The sequence below is a fragment of the Bacteroidota bacterium genome (assembly GCA_008933805.1).
In the GTDB taxonomy this organism is placed as follows: Bacteria; Bacteroidota; Bacteroidia; order UBA8524; family UBA8524; genus SB11.
Genome location: WBUH01000003.1, coordinates 129,774 through 148,572, shown reverse-complemented (window position 1 = coordinate 148,572; position 18,799 = coordinate 129,774). Strand labels below are relative to the sequence as shown.

Annotated in this window: 16 protein-coding genes; 5 read left to right on the top strand and 11 right to left on the bottom strand. The window is 42.1% G+C overall.

Going from position 1 to position 18,799, the window contains the following annotated elements:
* Positions 1-134 precede the first annotated feature (134 nt).
* Positions 135-2,003, top strand: a complete 1,869-nt coding sequence (locus F9K23_04575; protein ID KAB2917662.1) for a tetratricopeptide repeat protein — start codon at positions 135-137, stop codon at positions 2,001-2,003.
* Between the two features lie 179 nt (positions 2,004-2,182).
* Positions 2,183-3,001 (top strand): DUF5011 domain-containing protein, encoded by an 819-nt coding sequence (locus F9K23_04570; GenBank protein ID KAB2917661.1) that lies wholly within the window; start codon positions 2,183-2,185, stop codon positions 2,999-3,001.
* Positions 3,002-3,271: 270 nt separating this feature from the next.
* Here the strand turns inward: F9K23_04570 and F9K23_04565 are convergent, their stop codons facing one another.
* Entirely contained in the window at positions 3,272-3,700 is a 429-nt protein-coding gene (locus F9K23_04565) for an SRPBCC domain-containing protein (GenBank protein ID KAB2917660.1), read from the bottom strand.
* A 24-nt stretch (positions 3,701-3,724) separates the two neighbouring features.
* Positions 3,725-4,030, bottom strand: coding sequence for a winged helix-turn-helix transcriptional regulator (locus F9K23_04560; protein KAB2917659.1), 306 nt, complete (start codon positions 4,028-4,030; stop codon positions 3,725-3,727).
* Between the two features lie 279 nt (positions 4,031-4,309).
* Between F9K23_04560 and F9K23_04555 the strand changes: the two genes are divergently transcribed.
* Both F9K23_04555 and F9K23_04550 read left to right on the top strand, forming a co-directional pair.
* On the top strand, positions 4,310-5,746 hold the full coding sequence (locus F9K23_04555) for a hypothetical protein (protein ID KAB2917658.1): 1,437 nt from the start codon (positions 4,310-4,312) through the stop codon (positions 5,744-5,746).
* A gap of 97 nt (positions 5,747-5,843) precedes the next feature.
* Positions 5,844-6,383, top strand: a complete 540-nt coding sequence (locus F9K23_04550; protein ID KAB2917657.1) for a DUF1697 domain-containing protein — start codon at positions 5,844-5,846, stop codon at positions 6,381-6,383.
* Between the two features lie 23 nt (positions 6,384-6,406).
* Here the strand turns inward: F9K23_04550 and F9K23_04545 are convergent, their stop codons facing one another.
* The 9 genes from F9K23_04545 to F9K23_04505 are packed head-to-tail and all read right to left on the bottom strand — an operon-like array spanning position 6,407 to position 17,422.
* Positions 6,407-7,570, bottom strand: a complete 1,164-nt coding sequence (locus tag F9K23_04545) for a glycosyltransferase family 2 protein (protein ID KAB2917768.1) — start codon at positions 7,568-7,570, stop codon at positions 6,407-6,409.
* Positions 7,571-7,588: 18 nt separating this feature from the next.
* The gene (locus F9K23_04540; GenBank protein KAB2917656.1) at positions 7,589-8,344 is read right to left on the bottom strand and encodes a class I SAM-dependent methyltransferase; all 756 of its coding nucleotides are present in this window, start codon (positions 8,342-8,344) and stop codon (positions 7,589-7,591) included.
* A gap of 18 nt (positions 8,345-8,362) precedes the next feature.
* Positions 8,363-9,490, bottom strand: a complete 1,128-nt coding sequence (locus F9K23_04535) for a glycosyltransferase family 4 protein (protein ID KAB2917655.1) — start codon at positions 9,488-9,490, stop codon at positions 8,363-8,365.
* On the bottom strand, positions 9,487-10,662 hold the full coding sequence (locus tag F9K23_04530; GenBank protein ID KAB2917654.1) for a glycosyltransferase family 2 protein: 1,176 nt from the start codon (positions 10,660-10,662) through the stop codon (positions 9,487-9,489). Before F9K23_04530 ends, F9K23_04535 begins: the two co-directional genes overlap by 4 nt.
* Positions 10,659-11,570 carry a glycosyltransferase family 2 protein gene (locus F9K23_04525; GenBank protein ID KAB2917653.1) on the bottom strand — a complete coding sequence of 304 codons (912 nt, stop codon included), beginning with the start codon at positions 11,568-11,570 and terminating at the stop codon, positions 10,659-10,661. The genes F9K23_04530 and F9K23_04525 overlap by 4 nt, the downstream gene beginning before the upstream one ends.
* The gene (locus F9K23_04520; GenBank protein KAB2917652.1) at positions 11,564-13,021 is read right to left on the bottom strand and encodes an O-antigen ligase family protein; all 1,458 of its coding nucleotides are present in this window, start codon (positions 13,019-13,021) and stop codon (positions 11,564-11,566) included. The genes F9K23_04525 and F9K23_04520 overlap by 7 nt, the downstream gene beginning before the upstream one ends.
* Positions 13,022-13,026: 5 nt before the next feature.
* Positions 13,027-14,355 (bottom strand): oligosaccharide flippase family protein, encoded by a 1,329-nt coding sequence (locus F9K23_04515; protein KAB2917651.1) that lies wholly within the window; start codon positions 14,353-14,355, stop codon positions 13,027-13,029.
* A gap of 16 nt (positions 14,356-14,371) precedes the next feature.
* Positions 14,372-16,534, bottom strand: a complete 2,163-nt coding sequence (locus tag F9K23_04510; GenBank protein ID KAB2917650.1) for a hypothetical protein — start codon at positions 16,532-16,534, stop codon at positions 14,372-14,374.
* 30 nt (positions 16,535-16,564) lie between these two features.
* Positions 16,565-17,422, bottom strand: coding sequence for a TolC family protein (locus F9K23_04505; protein KAB2917649.1), 858 nt, complete (start codon positions 17,420-17,422; stop codon positions 16,565-16,567).
* Positions 17,423-17,510: 88 nt separating this feature from the next.
* On the opposite strand from F9K23_04505, the gene F9K23_04500 reads away from it, so the two are divergent.
* The gene (locus F9K23_04500; GenBank protein ID KAB2917648.1) at positions 17,511-18,710 is read left to right on the top strand and encodes a glycosyltransferase family 1 protein; all 1,200 of its coding nucleotides are present in this window, start codon (positions 17,511-17,513) and stop codon (positions 18,708-18,710) included.
* The last annotated feature ends 89 nt before the right edge of the window (positions 18,711-18,799 follow it).

The following is an 18,799-nucleotide window of genomic DNA, read 5'->3' as shown; positions in this document are numbered from 1 at the left end:
CTTGCAAATTGTGTCCCAAAGTTTGAAGTGTTTGGAATAAATGTTCGTCAAAAGTTTCACACAGTTAAACTACAAACCGATAATTTAAAATATCTTGGTTTTACTTTGCGTTTACTAAAAGTATTGAGCAATACATGCACTTGCTAAAAAAAATATCCTTTTTGCTGCTATTGGCCTTAGGCTGTACCGGCCTATATGCCCAAGACAATGCCGATGAGGCATTGGCAGCCCAATACTTTGCCAACGGTGAGTTTGACAAAGCCGCCGTTTTGTATGAGAAGCTGTTGGATAAAACCACGCAATCGCCCTACTATTACGATAATTTACTTACCTGCTATTTTAAACTGAAAGAGTTTGACAAAGCAGAAAAGACGGTAAAAAAGCAGAAAAAGCGTTTTCCCGATAATACGTATTACAGGGTAGATTTAGGTTTTGTGTATGAGAAGAAAGGGGAGCAAAAGGATGCCGAGGAAGAATACGAAGACTGTTTGAAAAAAATGGGCAAAGCCCCCGCACAAGAAGAGATAGCAGCACTTACTAATGCGTTTGTGAAACGCGATCTTTATTCTTGGGCAATAAAAACAATAGAGAAAGCCCGCAAGCTGTATAACGACAACAACATTATGGCCTTGGATTTAGGCTCGTTGTATTTGAAGACCGGTAACAAAGAACGGATGATTACTGAATACCTGAATCACCTGTCAATATTTCCCGAAGAGATTACCTCAGTACAAAACAATTTCTTAGACCGTTTCACCAACGATGAAGATTGGAAACTGCTGAAAAAGGAGATTCTCACCCGCATACAAAAAGCTCCTGATGGGGTGTACACCGAAATGTTATTGTGGTTGCTGGTGCAGCAAAAAGATTTTTACGGGGCTTTTCTTCAGTTCAGGGCGTTGGATAAACGTAATAAAGAAGACGGCAGGCGTATGATTGAACTGGCTGAGTTGGCTATTACCAACGATGCGCTTGACGTGGCTGTGGATTGCTACAAATACATTATTGGTTTAGGTATTGACAAGATTTTTTACTTGGATGCCCGCAACGGCTTGCTTACGGTCAGTTACAAAAAGATAACCGAAACAGGGGAGTACGATGCTGCCTTTATCACCGAAACTGAAAAGAACTACAAAGAGTTTATTGCCGAAGTTGGTGAGAATTATATCTCAGCACCCGCGATGCGTCAACTGGCGCACTTGTATAATTATTATTTTGACAGACCGAAGGAAGCCATTGAGTTATTAAAACGGGCGATTGAAATACCCCGCATGAATAAATCGTTTACGGCTGAATGCAAGCTGGAGCTTGGCGATGCATACTTAGTATGGGGCGATATTTGGGAAGCACAGTTGCTATACGGGCAGGTAGATAAAGACTTTAAAGATGAACCGTTGGGGCAAGAAGCTAAATTTCGCAATGCTCGATTGTCATTCTATAAAGGCGAGTTTGAGTGGGCACAGGCGCAGTTGGATGTGCTGAAATCGGCAACCAGCCATTTGATTTCTAACAACGCCATAGAATTAAGCATGGTGATACAGGATAATTACGGGTTTGAAGACGGTGATGACAGTGCATTAATGCTGTATGCCGAAGCCAACCTGCTGCTGCTGCGCAATGACCCCGATTTGGCTTTGCTAAAATTAGACAGTATTAAAATTAAATATCCTACCCACTCGCTAAACGATGAAGTGCTGTTGAGCAAAGCCCGTGTGTTTGCCAAAAAGAAAATGTACAAAGAGGCTATCGCCTATTATACCGATGTGTACACCAACTTTAGCTACGATATTTTAGCTGATAATGCTCTTTTTGAAGCAGCCGAGTTGTATGAAAGGCAATTGGGAGATAAAGAGAAGGCCAAAGAATTGTACGAAAAACTGGTGATTGATTACCCCGGAAGCTTACATACCGTTGAAGCCCGTAAACGTTTCCGCCGCTTGCGCGGTGATAATATCAAAGATATTCCTCAAGATGTGCTTGATTATCAACAGCAACAATATTAATTACATTTTATATAAAATTAATTCCTAATACGTATAGTTTTATCAAAGGGTTGGGTGGAGTCCTGTAATTTGATAGTCAGATTATTATGGCATTAATATTACCATAATTAATAGCGTTTTTAGAGCTTATTTTGGAACTTTGTTTTCCAATTTAAGAAGTAAAAAATTCTGTTAAGCGTATGAAAAATCTATCACAACCTTTAAACCTTTCGGGCAAAATTATTTTTAGCTGTCTGTTATTCTTTTTTGTGGCATCAATGCCACTACTCGCAACTCCCGTAATTACTATAATAGGGGATAATCCGCTAACCCACGATGTAAATACTACTTACACAGATTTGGGAGCAACAGCGGTTGACGGCAACAACAATGATATAACCTCATTAATTACGGTACAGATTGGAGTGAGGGTGGATATACCCGGTGTTTATCAAGTGAAGTATTCTGTAACTGACGGATTGGGTAATACTGCCAATGCTATCCGCATGGTTTTGGTAAGTGACAGGATAGCACCTGTTATAAACGGCCCGGCAACTATAGTAGTTTGCTTAAATGATTTTAGCTTTACAGAACCTACAGTATCAGTCACCGATAATTATTATCCTACTGTAAACTTAACACGCACCGGTAGTTTTGATATTACTGTAGTGGGTCAATATCCGATTACATACACTGCAACAGATGCATCGGGAAACACAAATGTTTTAGTGCGCACTATTTCAGTAGTCGACTGTACCCAAACAACCGGAGTTGCTGAAGTTCAAAAAACCTCTTTGGGTGTTTATCCCAACCCAAGCAACGGTATTTTTGAGGTAATATTTACCGGTGAGTCATGTGGCCGGTTAACTATTACAGATATTCAGGGCCGCACTGTTCATTCAATGGAGGCTGCAACACTAAATAGTGGCAGGACTCCAATAAATATAAGCGAGATGCCCGCAGGGTTGTATTTCGTTAATTTTCATAACACTACAGTTAAAATTGCAATCGTAAAATAATCTGTGCATAAATAGGGAAGAGGCTAATTAACTAAGGTTTCGTCATAGTAATGTAAAAACAGGCAATTCCTTTTCCAACCCTTTAGTGTCAGGCAACGTTTTTATACAAAAAGCAGTCTATCAACTAAATGCTACAATGCGGCGCAAGCCCATTTTAGCACCATATTAAATAGAAAGAATTCATTGGCAAAACAATAGTGGAATAGGGTAGTTTAAATTTCCACACAGCCTGTGAGCAGGGATGCTAACAGGCTTTTTTATTTTATACCCTTAATTTGCCTCAACGTAGCGTTTTAAAAGGTTGCCTACAATTTCGGTCCAGCCTTCTGCAAAGCAAGCTCTCACAAAATCAGGTCCGTTACCTGCAAAGGTGTGCAACCCTTCGTGTGTAAGTTTTAAATGGGTTTTATCTCCATCGGCAAATAACTCAAATGTCACTTCCGAATTGCCCGGGTAGCCATCGTATCGCCATGTGTAGCTTAGTTTTTTCTCAAACTCAACAGCAGTTACTTGGCACAAGTGCAAATAGGTTTGCTGTTCACTGCCCCCGCTAAAGCTAAACTCAAACCCAACAACAGCCTCAAAACTGTCAAGGGTAAAATACCATTTAGCCATTTTTTCCCTATCGGTAAGGGCTTGCCATACTTTGTTTATCGGTGCGTCAAATGTTCTTTCAATAACAAAAGGTGTTGTATCCATTGTGTGTATTAAGTAATTAATGTCCTATTCTGATTTTAAAAAGTCTTCAAGTGCATCCAGCTTAGCCGTCCAAAAAATCCGGTACTGTTCGGTCCAGTCGGCCACTTCTTTTATCTTTTCAGGTCGGGCACTGCAAAATCGTTCCCTGCCCTGTTTTTTCACAGTTATCAAACCACATTCTGTAAGTATTCGCACGTGCTTAGAAATTGCCGGCCGGCTAATCTCAAACTTCTCGGCAACCGTATTAAGGGTCATCGGATTTTTTGCCAGCAGCCCGATAATTTGTCGCCTTGTCGGGTCGGCAATTGCCTGGAAAACGTCTCTACGCATATTATTTGTAACTGTTAGGTTACAAATTTATAAAAGTAACCGTTTGGTTACAAGTTTTTTCAAAAAGCGTTTAATTACTAAATAAGTGGGTTATAACAACCTGTATTTAAAAATGGTAAATAGGGTTAAGTTTTTTTTGTTACTTTACATACTATAAGTATATTGCACCTGCTTGAGATTGAAGTTCCTATTAAAAATCATGTTATTAATACTGTCTGATAGCAATAATTATCACTGTCATTAAGCACAATCACCATACACTAACTATAAACAATTACCATGAAAAAACATTATTTGTACTACTTACTTGCAATTGTTGCGGGTGTAGTATCAATTAGCAGTTGCAAAAACAAACCCGCTGAACAAAAGGTTGATGATGCAGCAACGGCTACTAAAGCACCTTACACAGTTACTTTGGAAGAAGTAAACAGCGATTTTGCCCCTGCTTTGCAATCGTTTGCTTGGGCACAAGCCGGAGGCGAACTACTGATTTTAGGTGGACGTACCAACGGTTTCCACAACTTTTCAGGTACTTCATCTGTGTTTACTCCAAAAAGAAGGAACACCTACTTTTATGTGGTAGACTTAGATTCGTCTAAAACCGATTCACTATCAATTCCTGCCGCATTTCTTGACAGGTTGAGTGCTACCAATATGGAGTATTACCATGAAGGTAACACGCTGTATTGCATTGGCGGTTATGGAGTTTCGGGCAAAGGATGCGATGTGGACAGCCCTCCGGCATCGTGCTACCAAACTTTCCCCTATTTAACGGCTATAAATGTGCCCGCAGCTATTACTGCTATCCAAAACCAAAACTCAGCCGCTTTGGCTTCAGCCATTACTTCAAGTGCGGCTGACGATAGGCTAAGGGTAACCGGTGGCGAATTGCACAAAATCGGCAACTGGTATTATTTGGTGTTCGGCCAAAACTTTAACACAATCTATAACCCAAATTCTACAGGGATTTATACTAATGAGGTTCGCAGGTTCCAAATTGATAACAGCGGCACTACACCAAAAATTACAGGGTATGCTGCCGATACTTGTACTTGGGATGATTCATCGTTCCACCGTCGCGACCTTGTGGTACTTGAAAGCTACGATGTAAACGGTAATCCTAACATTACTGTGTACGGTGGTGTGTTTACTCCGCAAGCAAATATTGATTATCAAACGCCTATTTACATTTCACAGGCGGATGCTACTACCGGTGCCACAACCATTACTACCGATAACAATTTCTTGCAACAGTTTAACCAATATGCTGCCCCAAATATTGCATTTTATGATGCGGCAAGCAAAACCACTTATACTACTATATTGGGCGGTATCACCCAGTATTATTATGATGACAAGGGTAATTTGGTGAACAGCAACAACACACAAGACCCTATGCCGTTTAGTAACTATGCTACTACCATTGTACGTACCGGAAGCAGCACAGCCGTTGAGTATCCTCAGCAAAGCCCTACTTTGCCCGGCTACTTGGGTTCTGAAGCTATTTTTGTACCCCATGTAAGCATTGTTTTGAGTCAAGGAAGGCAAAAAACAATTGATATGGCCAAGTTGCCAAAATCAACCGATAGCAAAGGTATTATGTTGGGCTACATGTATGGCGGTATCGAGTCGAAGGCCTCTCAAAGTACCTCTGATCCTAATTCAACAGTTTCAAGCAAAAGGATCTTTAAAGTGTATCTAAAACCTAACCTATAATTTAAGTACACAGTTATTGTGATGCTTTAATCCCCGTCCAAACAGGCGGGGATTTTTTGTTATAGAAAGCATAAACTTGTGGAGCAAACCCAATAGAATGAAAAAATACATTGCAATACTACGCGGCGTAAATGTGAGCGGACACAATATAATGCCCATGAAGGAACTGAAAGCAGCTATGGAAAAGGCGGGCTTTAGCAATGTAGCTACTTACATACAAAGCGGTAATGTGGTATTTGAACATTCAGGGACTTCGGAAAATGAGCAGGCGGCTAAATTAACCGCCTTGATAAAAAGCACGTTTGGGTACGATGTTCCGGTGTTGGTGCGCACGGTTGATTACATGAAACAGGTGCATGAATCCAATCCCTTTTTTAAACGTGAAGATGTAGATACTGAAAAACTGCACATTACCTTTTTGGGTGATGAACCGTTGGCACAAAACATAGCTACTGCCAACACATATTCTTATTTGCCCGATGAGTTTATTATTGAGGGCAAGGCCGTGTACGTGTATTGCCCAAACGGGTATGGAAACACTAAGCTGACTAATACCTTTTTTGAGGGTAAGCTGAAAGTGGCAGCCACCACGCGCAACCTTAAAACAGTAGTGAAACTGATTGAAATGGGAAGTTAAAAATCGTTGAGTAGGAGAGTGTCTTAAGCCCTTTTTGCACGTTCCCACCTAACCGACTGGCGTTTACGGATAAAGCGAACAAAACCCGCAAACACTGAGTAGTTCATGATGAAGAAGTAATAGGGCACAAAAAACGCTTTGAACTTTATTTTGCGGTTCTCAAAGTACCAGCCCAATAGAGCAGCACTGTAAAACGCAATTTGGCCTATTAACAGCAGGATATAAAATATAGTACCATCAAGAGCTAAAAGGATGTTTAGCGGTAATAATAGCAGCATGCACAGTGGGGTAAGCGACCATCTTAACACTTTACGCGACACATAAATAAACCACAAGGGAAAATTATAGAACGGGTTGAGCAAATTGCCCAGACGCATAATGCTTTGCCAACCGCCTGCACAAATACGCACCTTACGTTTCAACTCTTCTTTTACCGACATTGAAGCCGTTTCCATAGCGTATGCTTTGGGTTCGTACACAATACGGTAGCCCTTTTCAGCAATGCGCATGGTAAGCATAAAATCATCCAGTAATGTGTCGGGTTCTAAATGTTGGTAAAGGGCAGTGCGGCAGCTCATCAACTCACCTGCTGCACCTGCTGTGGTATATAAATCGCTGTCGTATTTCTTCAAAAACGATTCGTACTTCCAGTACAAACCCTCGCCGGCACTGCTGGCGTTTTCCTTATCCTTTTGTATGATGCGTTTTTCACAAGCTACCGCGCCGTTTCTTGGGTTTTGGTAGTGCTTCACAATCTCGCGCAGCGATTCTTTATTCAGTATCGTATTGGCATCACAAAATACCACATATTCAGTAGTTACAAAGCCCATTGCACGGTTCATCGCCCCTGATTTTCCACCCCGTTCGGGCACGTGCATGGCCATAATACCGTCAATGTCTTTTATCTTTTCGTAAGTGCCGTCGTCGCTGCCGTCGGTTACAAAAATTATCTTCAGTTTATCCTTAGGGTAATCAAGGCTTTTGCTGTTTTCAACCTTTTGCAGTATAAAGTCGGCCTCGTTGTAGCTGGGTACTATCAGGGTAATTTCGGGTAAAAAAGTATCATCAAACTGTTTCTTTTTAGGCCACAGTACATTTTTCACCTTCACTAAAAGAAACACCAGAATGCCATACCCGAAAAAGGTATAGAACACAATGGCAAAAAACACCCAAAACAGTAGTTCAATCAATGTCATAAGGGGCAGCTACTTTTTCCACGAGGTATAAAAACCGTTGGTACAGGCAGGAGGCAAAATGTCGGCCACTTTACTGTCAATTTTCTGTAGGGCTTTTACACGTTTAGCCACCAACGAAAAGGGGAATACTTGGTCTAAGAAATTAGATTTACCAAAGGCCATAAATTTAAACCCTGCATTTTGCATCATCTTATACAACGATTTGCGGGTAAAAAACTGTATGTGCGTCAAATCGGGGTTGCTGCTTTGGTGGGTAGCATGTTTATAGCCAAAAAAGCGTTTAATTTTAAGCAATGTATCGGTGTGGCCGTTGCGCATCATCCATTGCATGGGTTTGGTCATCAAGGCTTCGCGGGGGCCAAAACCGTTGGGTACGGTAACAATCATAGTACCGCCCGGTTTTAATATCCTGTATGCCGATTGTACCAACTCATCGGGCACGGTTAAGTGTTCCAAAACTTCAGTACACACAATCAAATCAAACTCATCATTCATGGTGAATTTGTTTGCATCGGCTACATCAAAACTCACGTTAGTAAACGTATTATTTTTTTTAGCAGTTTCTATCGAGGTATCATCCACATCAATACCTTTTACTTCATATCCCAAACTGCCAAGTACCATCGATAGGTTACCATTACCGCAACCGATATCTAATATTTTGGCAGGAGGTGTTACGTTTTTTTGCACTTGTCCTACAATAAAATCTAGGCGTTTAAACTCTTCAACGTAAGTGTATCCGGTGTATTTGTAATAATCCTTCATAGGTAGTTTACTATCTTGTTATACTATTTTTTCGTAGAGGCTTAACATTTGGCGTGCTGTGTTTTCCCAAGAAAACAACTTAATCCGCTCCATACCAAACTCAATTAACTGTTGCCTGTATTGCTCGTTGTTCAACAACATATCAATATTATCGGCTATCGATTCGGGTTCGGCGGCTTCGGCGTAAAGTGCTGCATTGCCGGCCACCTCAGTCATTGGCGATGAGTTTGAGGTAACCACGGGCACTCCGCAAGCCATTGCTTCCAGCAAAGGTATCCCGAAACTTTCGCGCAGCGAAGGGTATAAGAACAATACGGCACGGCTATACACAGCAGGTATTTCTACATTGGGTATGTAGCCGCACAGTACAATATCGTTTGCCAAATCGGGGGCTTTTATGTCGTTTAAGATTTGGGTTAGATACAAACTGTCAAGGTCGGGCATCACAACGGGCAAACGTAACTTGCCTTGTTGTTTCAGTATTGCCAGCGCAGCCAGCACCCCGCGAACATTCTTTTTTGGGTCGGTATTTCCTAAAAAAAACAAGTATTCGTCGGGCAGGTTATACTTCTTTTTCACCCGTTCCAATTCAGTTGGGTCGGTAATCTTTTTAAAGTGAGACCCAACCGCATTGTACACCGTTACTACCTTTTCTTCGGGCAGGTTGAAATGGTCTAAAATGCGTTTACGTTCAAAGTTAGATACAGTGGTGATAATTTTACTCTTTTTTACTGTACGGGGCACATTCCAGCGGCGGTATAAGTTTCCAATACGCTGATACATACTGCCTTGTGTAAGATTCAGTTTTTCAAGGTAGATGATATCGTGCAGGGTAGTAATTATTGGGGCTGAACTGTTTAGCGGTGCAGTATTGGCGGTGCAATGCAGCACATCAATACCGTATTTTTTTACAGCAGGAGGTAGTTTAAACTGTTCCCAAACGGGGTAGGGGGAACCTTCTACCCTAACTATTTCAAAATTAGCACCGGGGGTTATTACTTTATCATCCGTATCGGGTCTTACAAACACAACAAACTCATGGCCGGTATCTATCTTTTGCAACGCTTTTATCAGTTCAAGCGCCACGATATCCATACCGTGTTTTTTCTTCCGAAAAAGGCGTTGTGCTTCAATCCCTATCCTCATGGTTTTGCCTCTTTCTGCCCGTGCGGGGTGTGAATGAATTTTTTATTGGCCCCTTTTAGTTTAAACAAGTTGCTAAAGAACAAGAAAAACGCCTTAGGCAGGGTAAGCACTGCTTGTGCAGTTTGTGCAGTATAAAAGCGAGAGGGTACAGATATGGCAAGGGTAATGATGTTTAACACCAACAACACTATCCACGCACTGCTATACAAGGGAAGACCTGAAAAGTAAACTACAGGGGTGATGATGAACAATGAACCCAACAACAGCAGTTTTGGAAACAGCATGTACTGCATAATTTTATCGGCGTAATCAAAATTGCCGTAAAACAGTTGGGTAATGCCTGAAAAGAAGTTTTTACGCAGGTAGTACACCTGTGCCGAAAGCCAACGGCGACGTTGGTTTTGGAACACATCGGCCTTTTCTACTTTCTCGTCATATACATACGCATCTTCTAAGTAATACATTTTGATGCGTTGTTTTAATATTTTCAGTTCCAGTTCTTTATCAAAGCCACCTACAGCATCAATAGTGCTCATAATGTCTTTAAAAAACCTGAACCCGGCTGCCTTGCCTGAGCCGATTAATGCACTAGAAAACCCTAATGCAGCGTGCCCTTTGCGGAAAATATGGTTGCTTATTTCCTCGCTGATGGCATCCAACAATGCGTACGAGGTATTAGTATTAAGCGCAGTACGGTGGGCTTGCAATATTTGCACGTTGTTTACCAAACGGTCGTTCAGTTTTTGCAAAAATGCAGGCTCCATAATGTTGTCAACGTCAAGCAATACCACGTAATCGTATTTCTCTTCAATTATTTCAAACGCCTTGTTGATGGCTTTGGCTTTGGTACTGTTTTCAAATTGTACTTCAATTACCCGCACATTGTATTTTTTAAGCTCTTCCAGTGTTTCAGGCTTAAAACTGTCGGCAATTACATAAATGTCGTATAAGTGATTGGGGTAGCTTTGTTTTAGGTTTTCGGTTACAGTGTTTATAATCACATTGTCGCCTTTGTATGCAGGCACCATCACGCAAAAGGTAACTTGCGGTTCGCGCTCGGGGAAATGGGGCCTTCGGTAAAACAAACCTGCAAGGGCATATATCAGCATATAAACTACGTTGAAGCCGACATATAGCAATAAGATCAATGCAAGTATTTGTAATATAATCATTTAAGAATCTCGTTTGTATGTATGTTGTGGTGCGTTAAGTTCCAAAACGCAGCTCTCAGCAAAGGAACAATTAATTTCCACTCCTTTCTTACTACCAATGTTACTAAATTTTTAGGAATAGCGGCGAAATAAAAAAACAATACGCTGGATAATTTAGCCAAACCGCTAAAGTTTCTGCGCACAAAAAGCAGGCGGTTTCGGGTCAGGTAATAAGTTTTGAGGGGGCTTTTTTTGCCCGTACTCATGCTCTCTTTGTGATACACGGTAGAGCTGCCCACATACCAAATCTCATACCCTGCGCGCTTTATACGTTCGCAGTAATCAATCTCCTCGTAGTACAAAAAGTACAACTCAGCCATCAAACCGATTTCTTTAAGCAAACGTGTAGGAAACATCATTGCTGCACCGTGTGCAATCTCGGTTTTCTCGGTACCGTTGTATTGGCCTTCGTCTTTTTCTTTGCTGCCCCTTGCAAATGCACGTCCTGTATATACATTAAACCCAAAACTGCCTGCATATTGCATAGTGTCGGGGGCATAACTGTATACCAGTTTTGGGCTTACACAACCGCACTTTGCGTCGGTTTCAAGTTTCTCTACCAACGGTTCTAAAAATCCGGCAGGTACTTCGGTATCGTTGTTTATCAGCAGGCAATATTTACCCGTGGCTTGTTTTAATGCTAAGTTATTACCCCCCGCAAAACCTAAGTTTTGGGTACTTTTTACCAAATGCACCCAAGGGTGTTTTTGGGTGATAACGTCAGGGTTTTCGTGGCTGCCATTATCCACCACCCATACCTCAATAGCAGGATAGGATATTTTTTGTAAACTATCCAACAAAGCAAGGGTGTGTTCGGCCCCGTTATAGTTTACGGTAATGATGCTTACTAAAGGTGTAGAGGTTACCACATTAAATTGCGTTCAGGTTCGGGCTTTTTTACTTCATCGTCGGGTATATCCCATTCGTCACACAAATAAAAGAATACCATGCTGAAATATAAAACGGTTGAAGTAGGTAATTGCCCGAATACTTGGTTTCCGTAGCTGGCTACCGCAACCCCAAAGAACCCGCAGAGCAGGGCAATGGTTTTGAGCCGCAGCTCGTTATCGTTTAAGAAAAAGACTTTTCGGAAACCGTAGTAAAGTATAATTACTATTTGCAAAATGTGCATCCAAAGGCCTATTACGCCTGTTTCAACCCAAATTTTCACATACCAGCTATCCAATGCAGTTTCAGCAAGGAATGTTCCGGGGGTGAATCGTTTACCCCAGTTACCACCGGCACCAATACCCCCTCCTATAGGTCGTGAAGCTAAATATACCCTAAGTTTTGCTTGGTTTTCAAGACGCACCTGAAACGAAGCATCCTGAGGGTCGAGCGCGGTACGCATCCGTTGTATTTGGTAGTTACCTTGCCCTACAGTGGTGTATTTAAGCACGATAAAGGCGCAAGCCCCTGCCACCAAACCAACTGCAAGTACCCTGAAATTCCGCACCAAAAACAGGTACATCAAAAATCCTGCGGCGATAACAAATAACGGTCCCCGACTTCCTGCCACTGCAAATCCCCAAAAGTAAATAAAGCCCAACCCGCCGTATATAAGTCGCCGTCGGGTATCTTTTACACCCATGCCTAATATGATGCAGTACAATGCACAATGCGCCATTGCTGCACCAAACTGTCCCGCATCGGAGTAAAAGGAGAAACTACGGAGTTTACCCATCAGTATGTGGGTGTCTTTTGCGCCTTCTTCAAGCCATTTTACTTCGCCCCCTGCAAGGCCGATGTATTGTTGTTTAAAACCCCACAAAGCAGCCACAAACGACCAGCCCAGCCAAATGCGGATGAACTTCTCCATGTCTTCGCGCTTGTGCATCCATATAAATAAAAGGGGCAGGGTTTGTACCCAGTACATTGATACCCCCCGCACAGCATAAAACCATGCTTCTTTGCTTCGTGCTTCGGGGTTTACAAGCTGAAAAAGGGTATATAAAAACCAAACTACAACTATCCAAACCAGTGGATTGTTGGCTCGTTTTAAGTCTTTTTTGTCAACACTAAAGAAAGTACCCAGCACGCATACCCCCAGTATGGCATCAATCATCAACCCGTAGGGGATAGAAGGCGGGAAGAACCTGAAAAGTCCGTTGTTGAAGAAACTGGTATGCAGGTAAATTAAAAGTCCGGTTTTGGGCTTTGCAATACATATAGCTGCAAATCCAATAGCAATGGGCAGCACAATAAATATGCCCGCGGTTTCCAATCCGCCCGATGTGATGAGAAAAGCCAAACCGGCTGCCGCTAAACCCAAAATAAGGGCCAGCCACAATACACGGAATAAGCTGTTTTTTTCTCCCACGGTGTTTATCTCTTTAATTTGCCTGCCAGCGAGGCGATTTGTTGCCACCCGCTGCTTATAATGCCTGAAAATGAAAACTTCATGTGTTTACCCAAAAAGCTGTAACCCAGCAATACTCCGCTGCCAAATGTAATTACCGAAATGCCCGCTACCGCAGCCACAGGGGCATTAGGAAACAGGTAGATGGCGGCAAAATCGCCTGCTATGTTTACAGCAAGCATAAGTATCACTTTTATCAGATTTAAACGGGGTTGATTCACCACATCTAAACCAATACCGCTATACCTTTCAAGCGGAAGGAAAGCAGCATAAACAGCAAAAAAACGCAGTACCGAGGACGACTCGCGAAAGCCTTCTCCACCCAGCAAAATCACTAAAGGTTCAGCAAAAATAAAGCATAACAATGCTACGGGTATTATGCCCAACCACAATACGCCTGCACTTTTGTGAAACTCATTGGTCAGTTCCTCTTCCTTGCCATGGCTGTGCAATCCTGCCAGTATGGGCAGTCGCGTAATACTGATGGCACTTATCGGCATTTCAAAAATTTGCAACAAACGCTGGGGAATATTATAAATACTCACCGCCACAGGCCCCAGCAGCAGCCCTAAAATGTAAGTATCGCTGCTGCGTAACAGGTTTGAAACCAGTAGGGTAAGCATGCTATACTTGCCAAAACTGAATAGTTTTTGGCGGGTAGGTTTATCTCCTTTACTAAAATCAGTAATGCGGCTCCAGCCAAGAATAAGTGTAAGTAACGATGTAGCTAACTGGCTGATGACAAAGCCCCAAAAAATATAATCAATCCCCAAATTGAGGCTGAAATTGGCAATGTTGAAACCTAAAAACAAAGCTTGGTTAAGAATACGTACCCATTGTACTTTTTTAAATTGCTGCGAAGCATTTAAAAACCAGGTAGCAAGGTTGTGGGGCAAGGTGATAACGGCCAATAGCCAGAACCACTGTACAAAAAAGCCCATATCAAGACTTGCAAACCAACCGTAAAAGGCAACCCCCGGTAACGTGAACACTGCAACGGCAATTGCGGTAAACAATACACACAATTGCCAAGCCGCACCGGCTATGGTTTGCTGCTCGCCTTGTGTTTTGGCACCGGCCATGTTACGGATAACGGGATTTAGAATTAGTCCCGAACGGATTACATCAAAAAGAGTAAAGGTGGTGATAAAAACCAGCCAGCTTCCCAAGTCATTCTTGCTAAGCGTGCGGGCTTGTATAGCAAGTGTACCAATTCCCAATACAGCACCCATTCCATTGCCTGCCAGCGATGCAAATGCATTGCTTTGCATAATATGTTTTAGCCGTTGCCACATGGGTATTTGTTTGGGATTATATAGCCCCTCTGCTTAAAATCCGTTTAATAATGCGTCTAAGTGGTGAGCGGTGTTTGGGTATCTCGCCATAAACACTTTCAAGCATTTCAGGAGTAACGCGGTTTAGCACCAGCATCACTTTATTTTTTGCAGCCTTTTCATATAAGCCTACTACGCGTTCGTGGGCAGTTGTCCATGAGCGTTCGGCATTCATCACCAATAATGAAACGTGGGCTTGTGCCACTAAATCATACGGTACGGTGTTGTGAGAGAGGAAGGGAATTTCTAAAAACACATACCCAAACTCAAAACTGTTATAGCCTTTTCCTGCAAGTAATGCCTGTATGCCATCGGTTGCAAAAAAGCCGCCGTTAACCTCGTAAGGTATGGCCACAACGCGTTCATCAAGTTCTATCGAGCCTAACGGAGAAGTTTCAGGGTACAAATACAACACCTTATTTCCTATTTGGGCAAAGCGGTTGGCAATACGCTGATTCAGCCATGTTTTTCCATCGCCTTGGCGGGCACTAAATGTATTTATTTGGTAATAGGTACTTTTCTTTTCGGCTTCTTTTAAAGCAATGGTGATACTGGTAATCAGTTGCTCGGTAAGCGATTGCTCTACCTGCTCTACTATTACTTTCGACTTTACCTTACGCAAGGCAGGCAATGCCCCTGCAAGAGTAAGCCCTGATGATTTAACCGCTTTTTCAGGAGTTCGTACAGCTTGGTCTAAAATTTCCTGAGCCACAAACAACGCCAATAACAATACCGCACCCGCAATAAACGATGCGATAATCATTATCATACGTTTAGACGCTTGGGGAGTAAGCGGATAAAACGGCTCGTCCATAATGGTAAGCGAGTTAGCCATTTCAAGGTTTTGCTGGCGCAGGTTGGCAAGGTTTAAACCGTGCAGGATTGACAGGTATTCTTTTTCAGTTACATCCACATTACGCTCAAGACGGGTAACTTCTGAGCCTAAAGGTGCAAACTCGTCATAAATCTGGTCGTATTCTTTCAAGCGTTTTTCAAACACCGTAATCCTTGCCGAAGATTCTTCGTACTCGATTACTTTGTTCAGCCATTCGCCCAATAACTCTTGTTGAGGTACGCTTTCTACTGTATTGTTCAGTTTGTAATACTGTTTGGCAAGCTGGCGCATCTCTTCTTGTAGAGTCTCTACCTCGTACTCAAGCTCCTCAATAAGTTCAGGAGCTTCGCCATATACTTTAGCATTGGCCAGTTTACGGTTGGCAATTGCCAATTCTTGCCGTTTAGTCAATAAGTCTTTGTAATTACCTACCACAATCTCACGGTCGTCAAGCTTTTTCTCTAAACGCTCCAATGCCGCTTTTGATGCACCAAAATGCATGACTTCTTTGTAGTAATCAGTAGTCATGTGCTCCTTACTTTCAGCAATATATTTTGATTGTTCGTGGTAGTTGATAATACGGTTTTGCACCCCGAAGTTTTTCAAACGGTCTTCGGCAGCACGCAAATCAACCAAAGCGCGGCGCAACTGTTCTTCAAAATAGCGTATTACGTTTTGGTTTTCAGAACCTTTTACAGAGCGATAGCGGTGCTTGGCAACTATGGTTAAAAAACGTAATGTATACATACACACAGCTTGGTCATCAGCCCTAAAGGCCATTTCAAGCATATCGCTGTTCATTTTGCGCATTACCGTCAAACGACCAAGAATACTGTGTACCGAATAATGCGAAGTACCTGAGTTGATGATATCAGCTATTGGGTTACGGCTGGCAGATGAGCGAATACGTTCAATGCGTGCAAACGTAGAATCAATATTACCAGGCACTACAAGTACCTTCCGAAGCGAATCCGATACTAACTCTTGCAGCTTTTTAAAACTCTTTTCGTTAATAATGGTTACATCAGGCTTGTTTTGCAACAAGTGCAGCGCCAACATTTTCATGCCCACCTCTTCAAGAGTTTCTCTTGATTTTATGGTGGTGATAAGGTTATCAAAGGCCGTATTTACCGCAAAGTAATCCATACGGTTTTCGCCACCATCGGTGATGTTAACACCTGAAGCGATACCCGTATAAAGTATGGTGGATGAAATGTATTCTTTGCTAAGGTTTTTTGTTAGGTAAAACACCAAACCTGCTAATAATCCCGGGAATATGATGAGCCACGGGAGCCTCTTTATCACTAATCTTACAAATCCGAGCAGCGTCATCTTCTAATTTTTGTTGGGCGTAGTTGGGGTAGGGGTAGTAGTTGCAGGTTTCTTTTTAAGGTATTTCATTTCCACTCCCACCAAGGTTTCAAAATCAAAAAATGCGCGTAAAAAGTTGGCTCTTTCCTGCTCAACGTTGTTTTGCGCAATGGCATAAATATTCTTTACACGGGCATATTCCGTGGTGTTTATTTTTCCTTCAGCCAACTCAATCTCTGCTACCTGTGCTGATAAAAACGATGATTGGGCATCCTCGTTACGAACAGTAAGTTTACGTTGGGCTTCAATCATGTTCACATACACCCTCAAAATCTCCCTGCGAAGTTCTAACTCAATTTGGTCTCTACGGTGTGTGGCGGCTTCAATAAGGGCGCGCAACGTTTTATTTTTTTGGTTTTGCCCAAACAAGGTTGAAAAAGGCAACGATATGTTTATCCCCGCCCTGTAACCGTTTGATAACTGCGAGTTATCTACCGGAGTAGAGCCCGTGATTATCATGGTTTGGTTACCCACCGCATAGTTGTAGAAGCCGCTGAAACCCTGAAAGAACAGCATACGGTTATACCTGTAATCGTGCACTTTGGATTTTATCATCGACGATTCATACTTAATATTGGGCGAGTTTGAGTAAGCAATCTGCAATATAGTATCTAACGGCAACAATTGCTGGCTAATATCAACATCCAAATTGAAGATAAGCGTGTCTCTTTTTATCGTATCGATGGGATCGTTCAGCAAGAACCCCGTTTCGTTAAGGGATGACTGTGCTTTTAGGTTAATTATCACTGTTATTGCTAATGCTAAGGCTAGCAGTGATTTATAAATGTTTTGTGTGCGATTAGAAATGTTGCCGTGCGACATTTTTTTAAAAATTAACCTGTTAACAAGTAGTAGCGAAGCCCGAAATAACTAATTTAGTCGCTGAACATATTAACAAATTATTAGTACTATGGGGAGTGCGTATAATGTAAAGGACAGGGATTTTGTGTTTGTAGGCTTACAACCGTGGGATTTGCCGATTGGAAGCAATTGCAAAAACATTGCCTTGGAGGTGAGTAAAAATAATAGGGTTATTTATGTGAACTCACCGCTTGACAGAAACACTTTACTGAACAGAAAGGACGACCCTCAGGTAAAAAAACGACTTGCTGTGATGGCGGGGCATGAACCGCAACTGCAAAAGGTGGGGGATAATATCTGGCAGTTTTTTCCCAATTGCAGGTTAGAATCTATTAACCGTTTGCCAGATGGTTTTTTGTTCGATTTTTTTAACAAACGCAATAACCGCAGGTTTGCCGGTGAAATTAAGAAAGCCATAGCAGAGCTTGATTTTAAAGACTTTGCACTGTTTAATGATAGCGATATGTTTCGCAGTTTTTACCTCAAAGAACTGCTACAACCCACGCAATATATTTACTACACGCGCGATAATTTGCTGGCCGTAGATTATTGGAAACGCCACGGTTTGCGCATTGAGCCCGCCTTAATGCAAAAAGCCGATTTGGTAACTGCAAACTCCGTGTATTTGGCACGTGTGGCACAAAAGCACAACCCCAAAAGCTATTATGTTGGACAAGGGTGTGAGACTGAACAATTCAGCGCAGAGATAACTCACGCAGAGCCTCAAGACATTCAACACATCAACCGTCCCCGCGTTGGATATATAGGGGCATTGTACGGCCTTAGGCTGGATGTAAAATTGCTTGAAAACATTGCCCGCCAGCGTCCGCAATGGAATCTGGTGCTAGTAGGGCCAGAGGATGATGCATTTAAAAACAGTGCATTACACCAATTAGCCAACGTATTTTTCACAGGCCCTAAAAAGCCCGACGAACTGCCTGCCTACCTTTCGAGTTTTGATGTGGCTTTGAACCCGCAAATACTTAACGAAGTAACTATTGGTAACTATCCCCGCAAAATTGATGAATACCTTGCAATGGGCAAACCCACGGTGGCTACCAAAACAGAGGCAATGGAGATTTTTGAAGGTTATGTGTATTTGGCAGAAAGCGAAGCCGATTATCTTACCATGATTGAGCAGGCACTAAACGAAACGGATACCTTGCTGAAACAAAAACGGATAACCTATGCGCTATCGCATACGTGGGAAAACAGCGTTGCCGAAATTTATAAGGCCATGGGCAAATAAGCCCAATTATCATGTAGAACAAATTACCAAAAAACACTTGTTTATAATTTAACAGATAAACAATAATTTTGGGTGAGTTTTACAAAAAA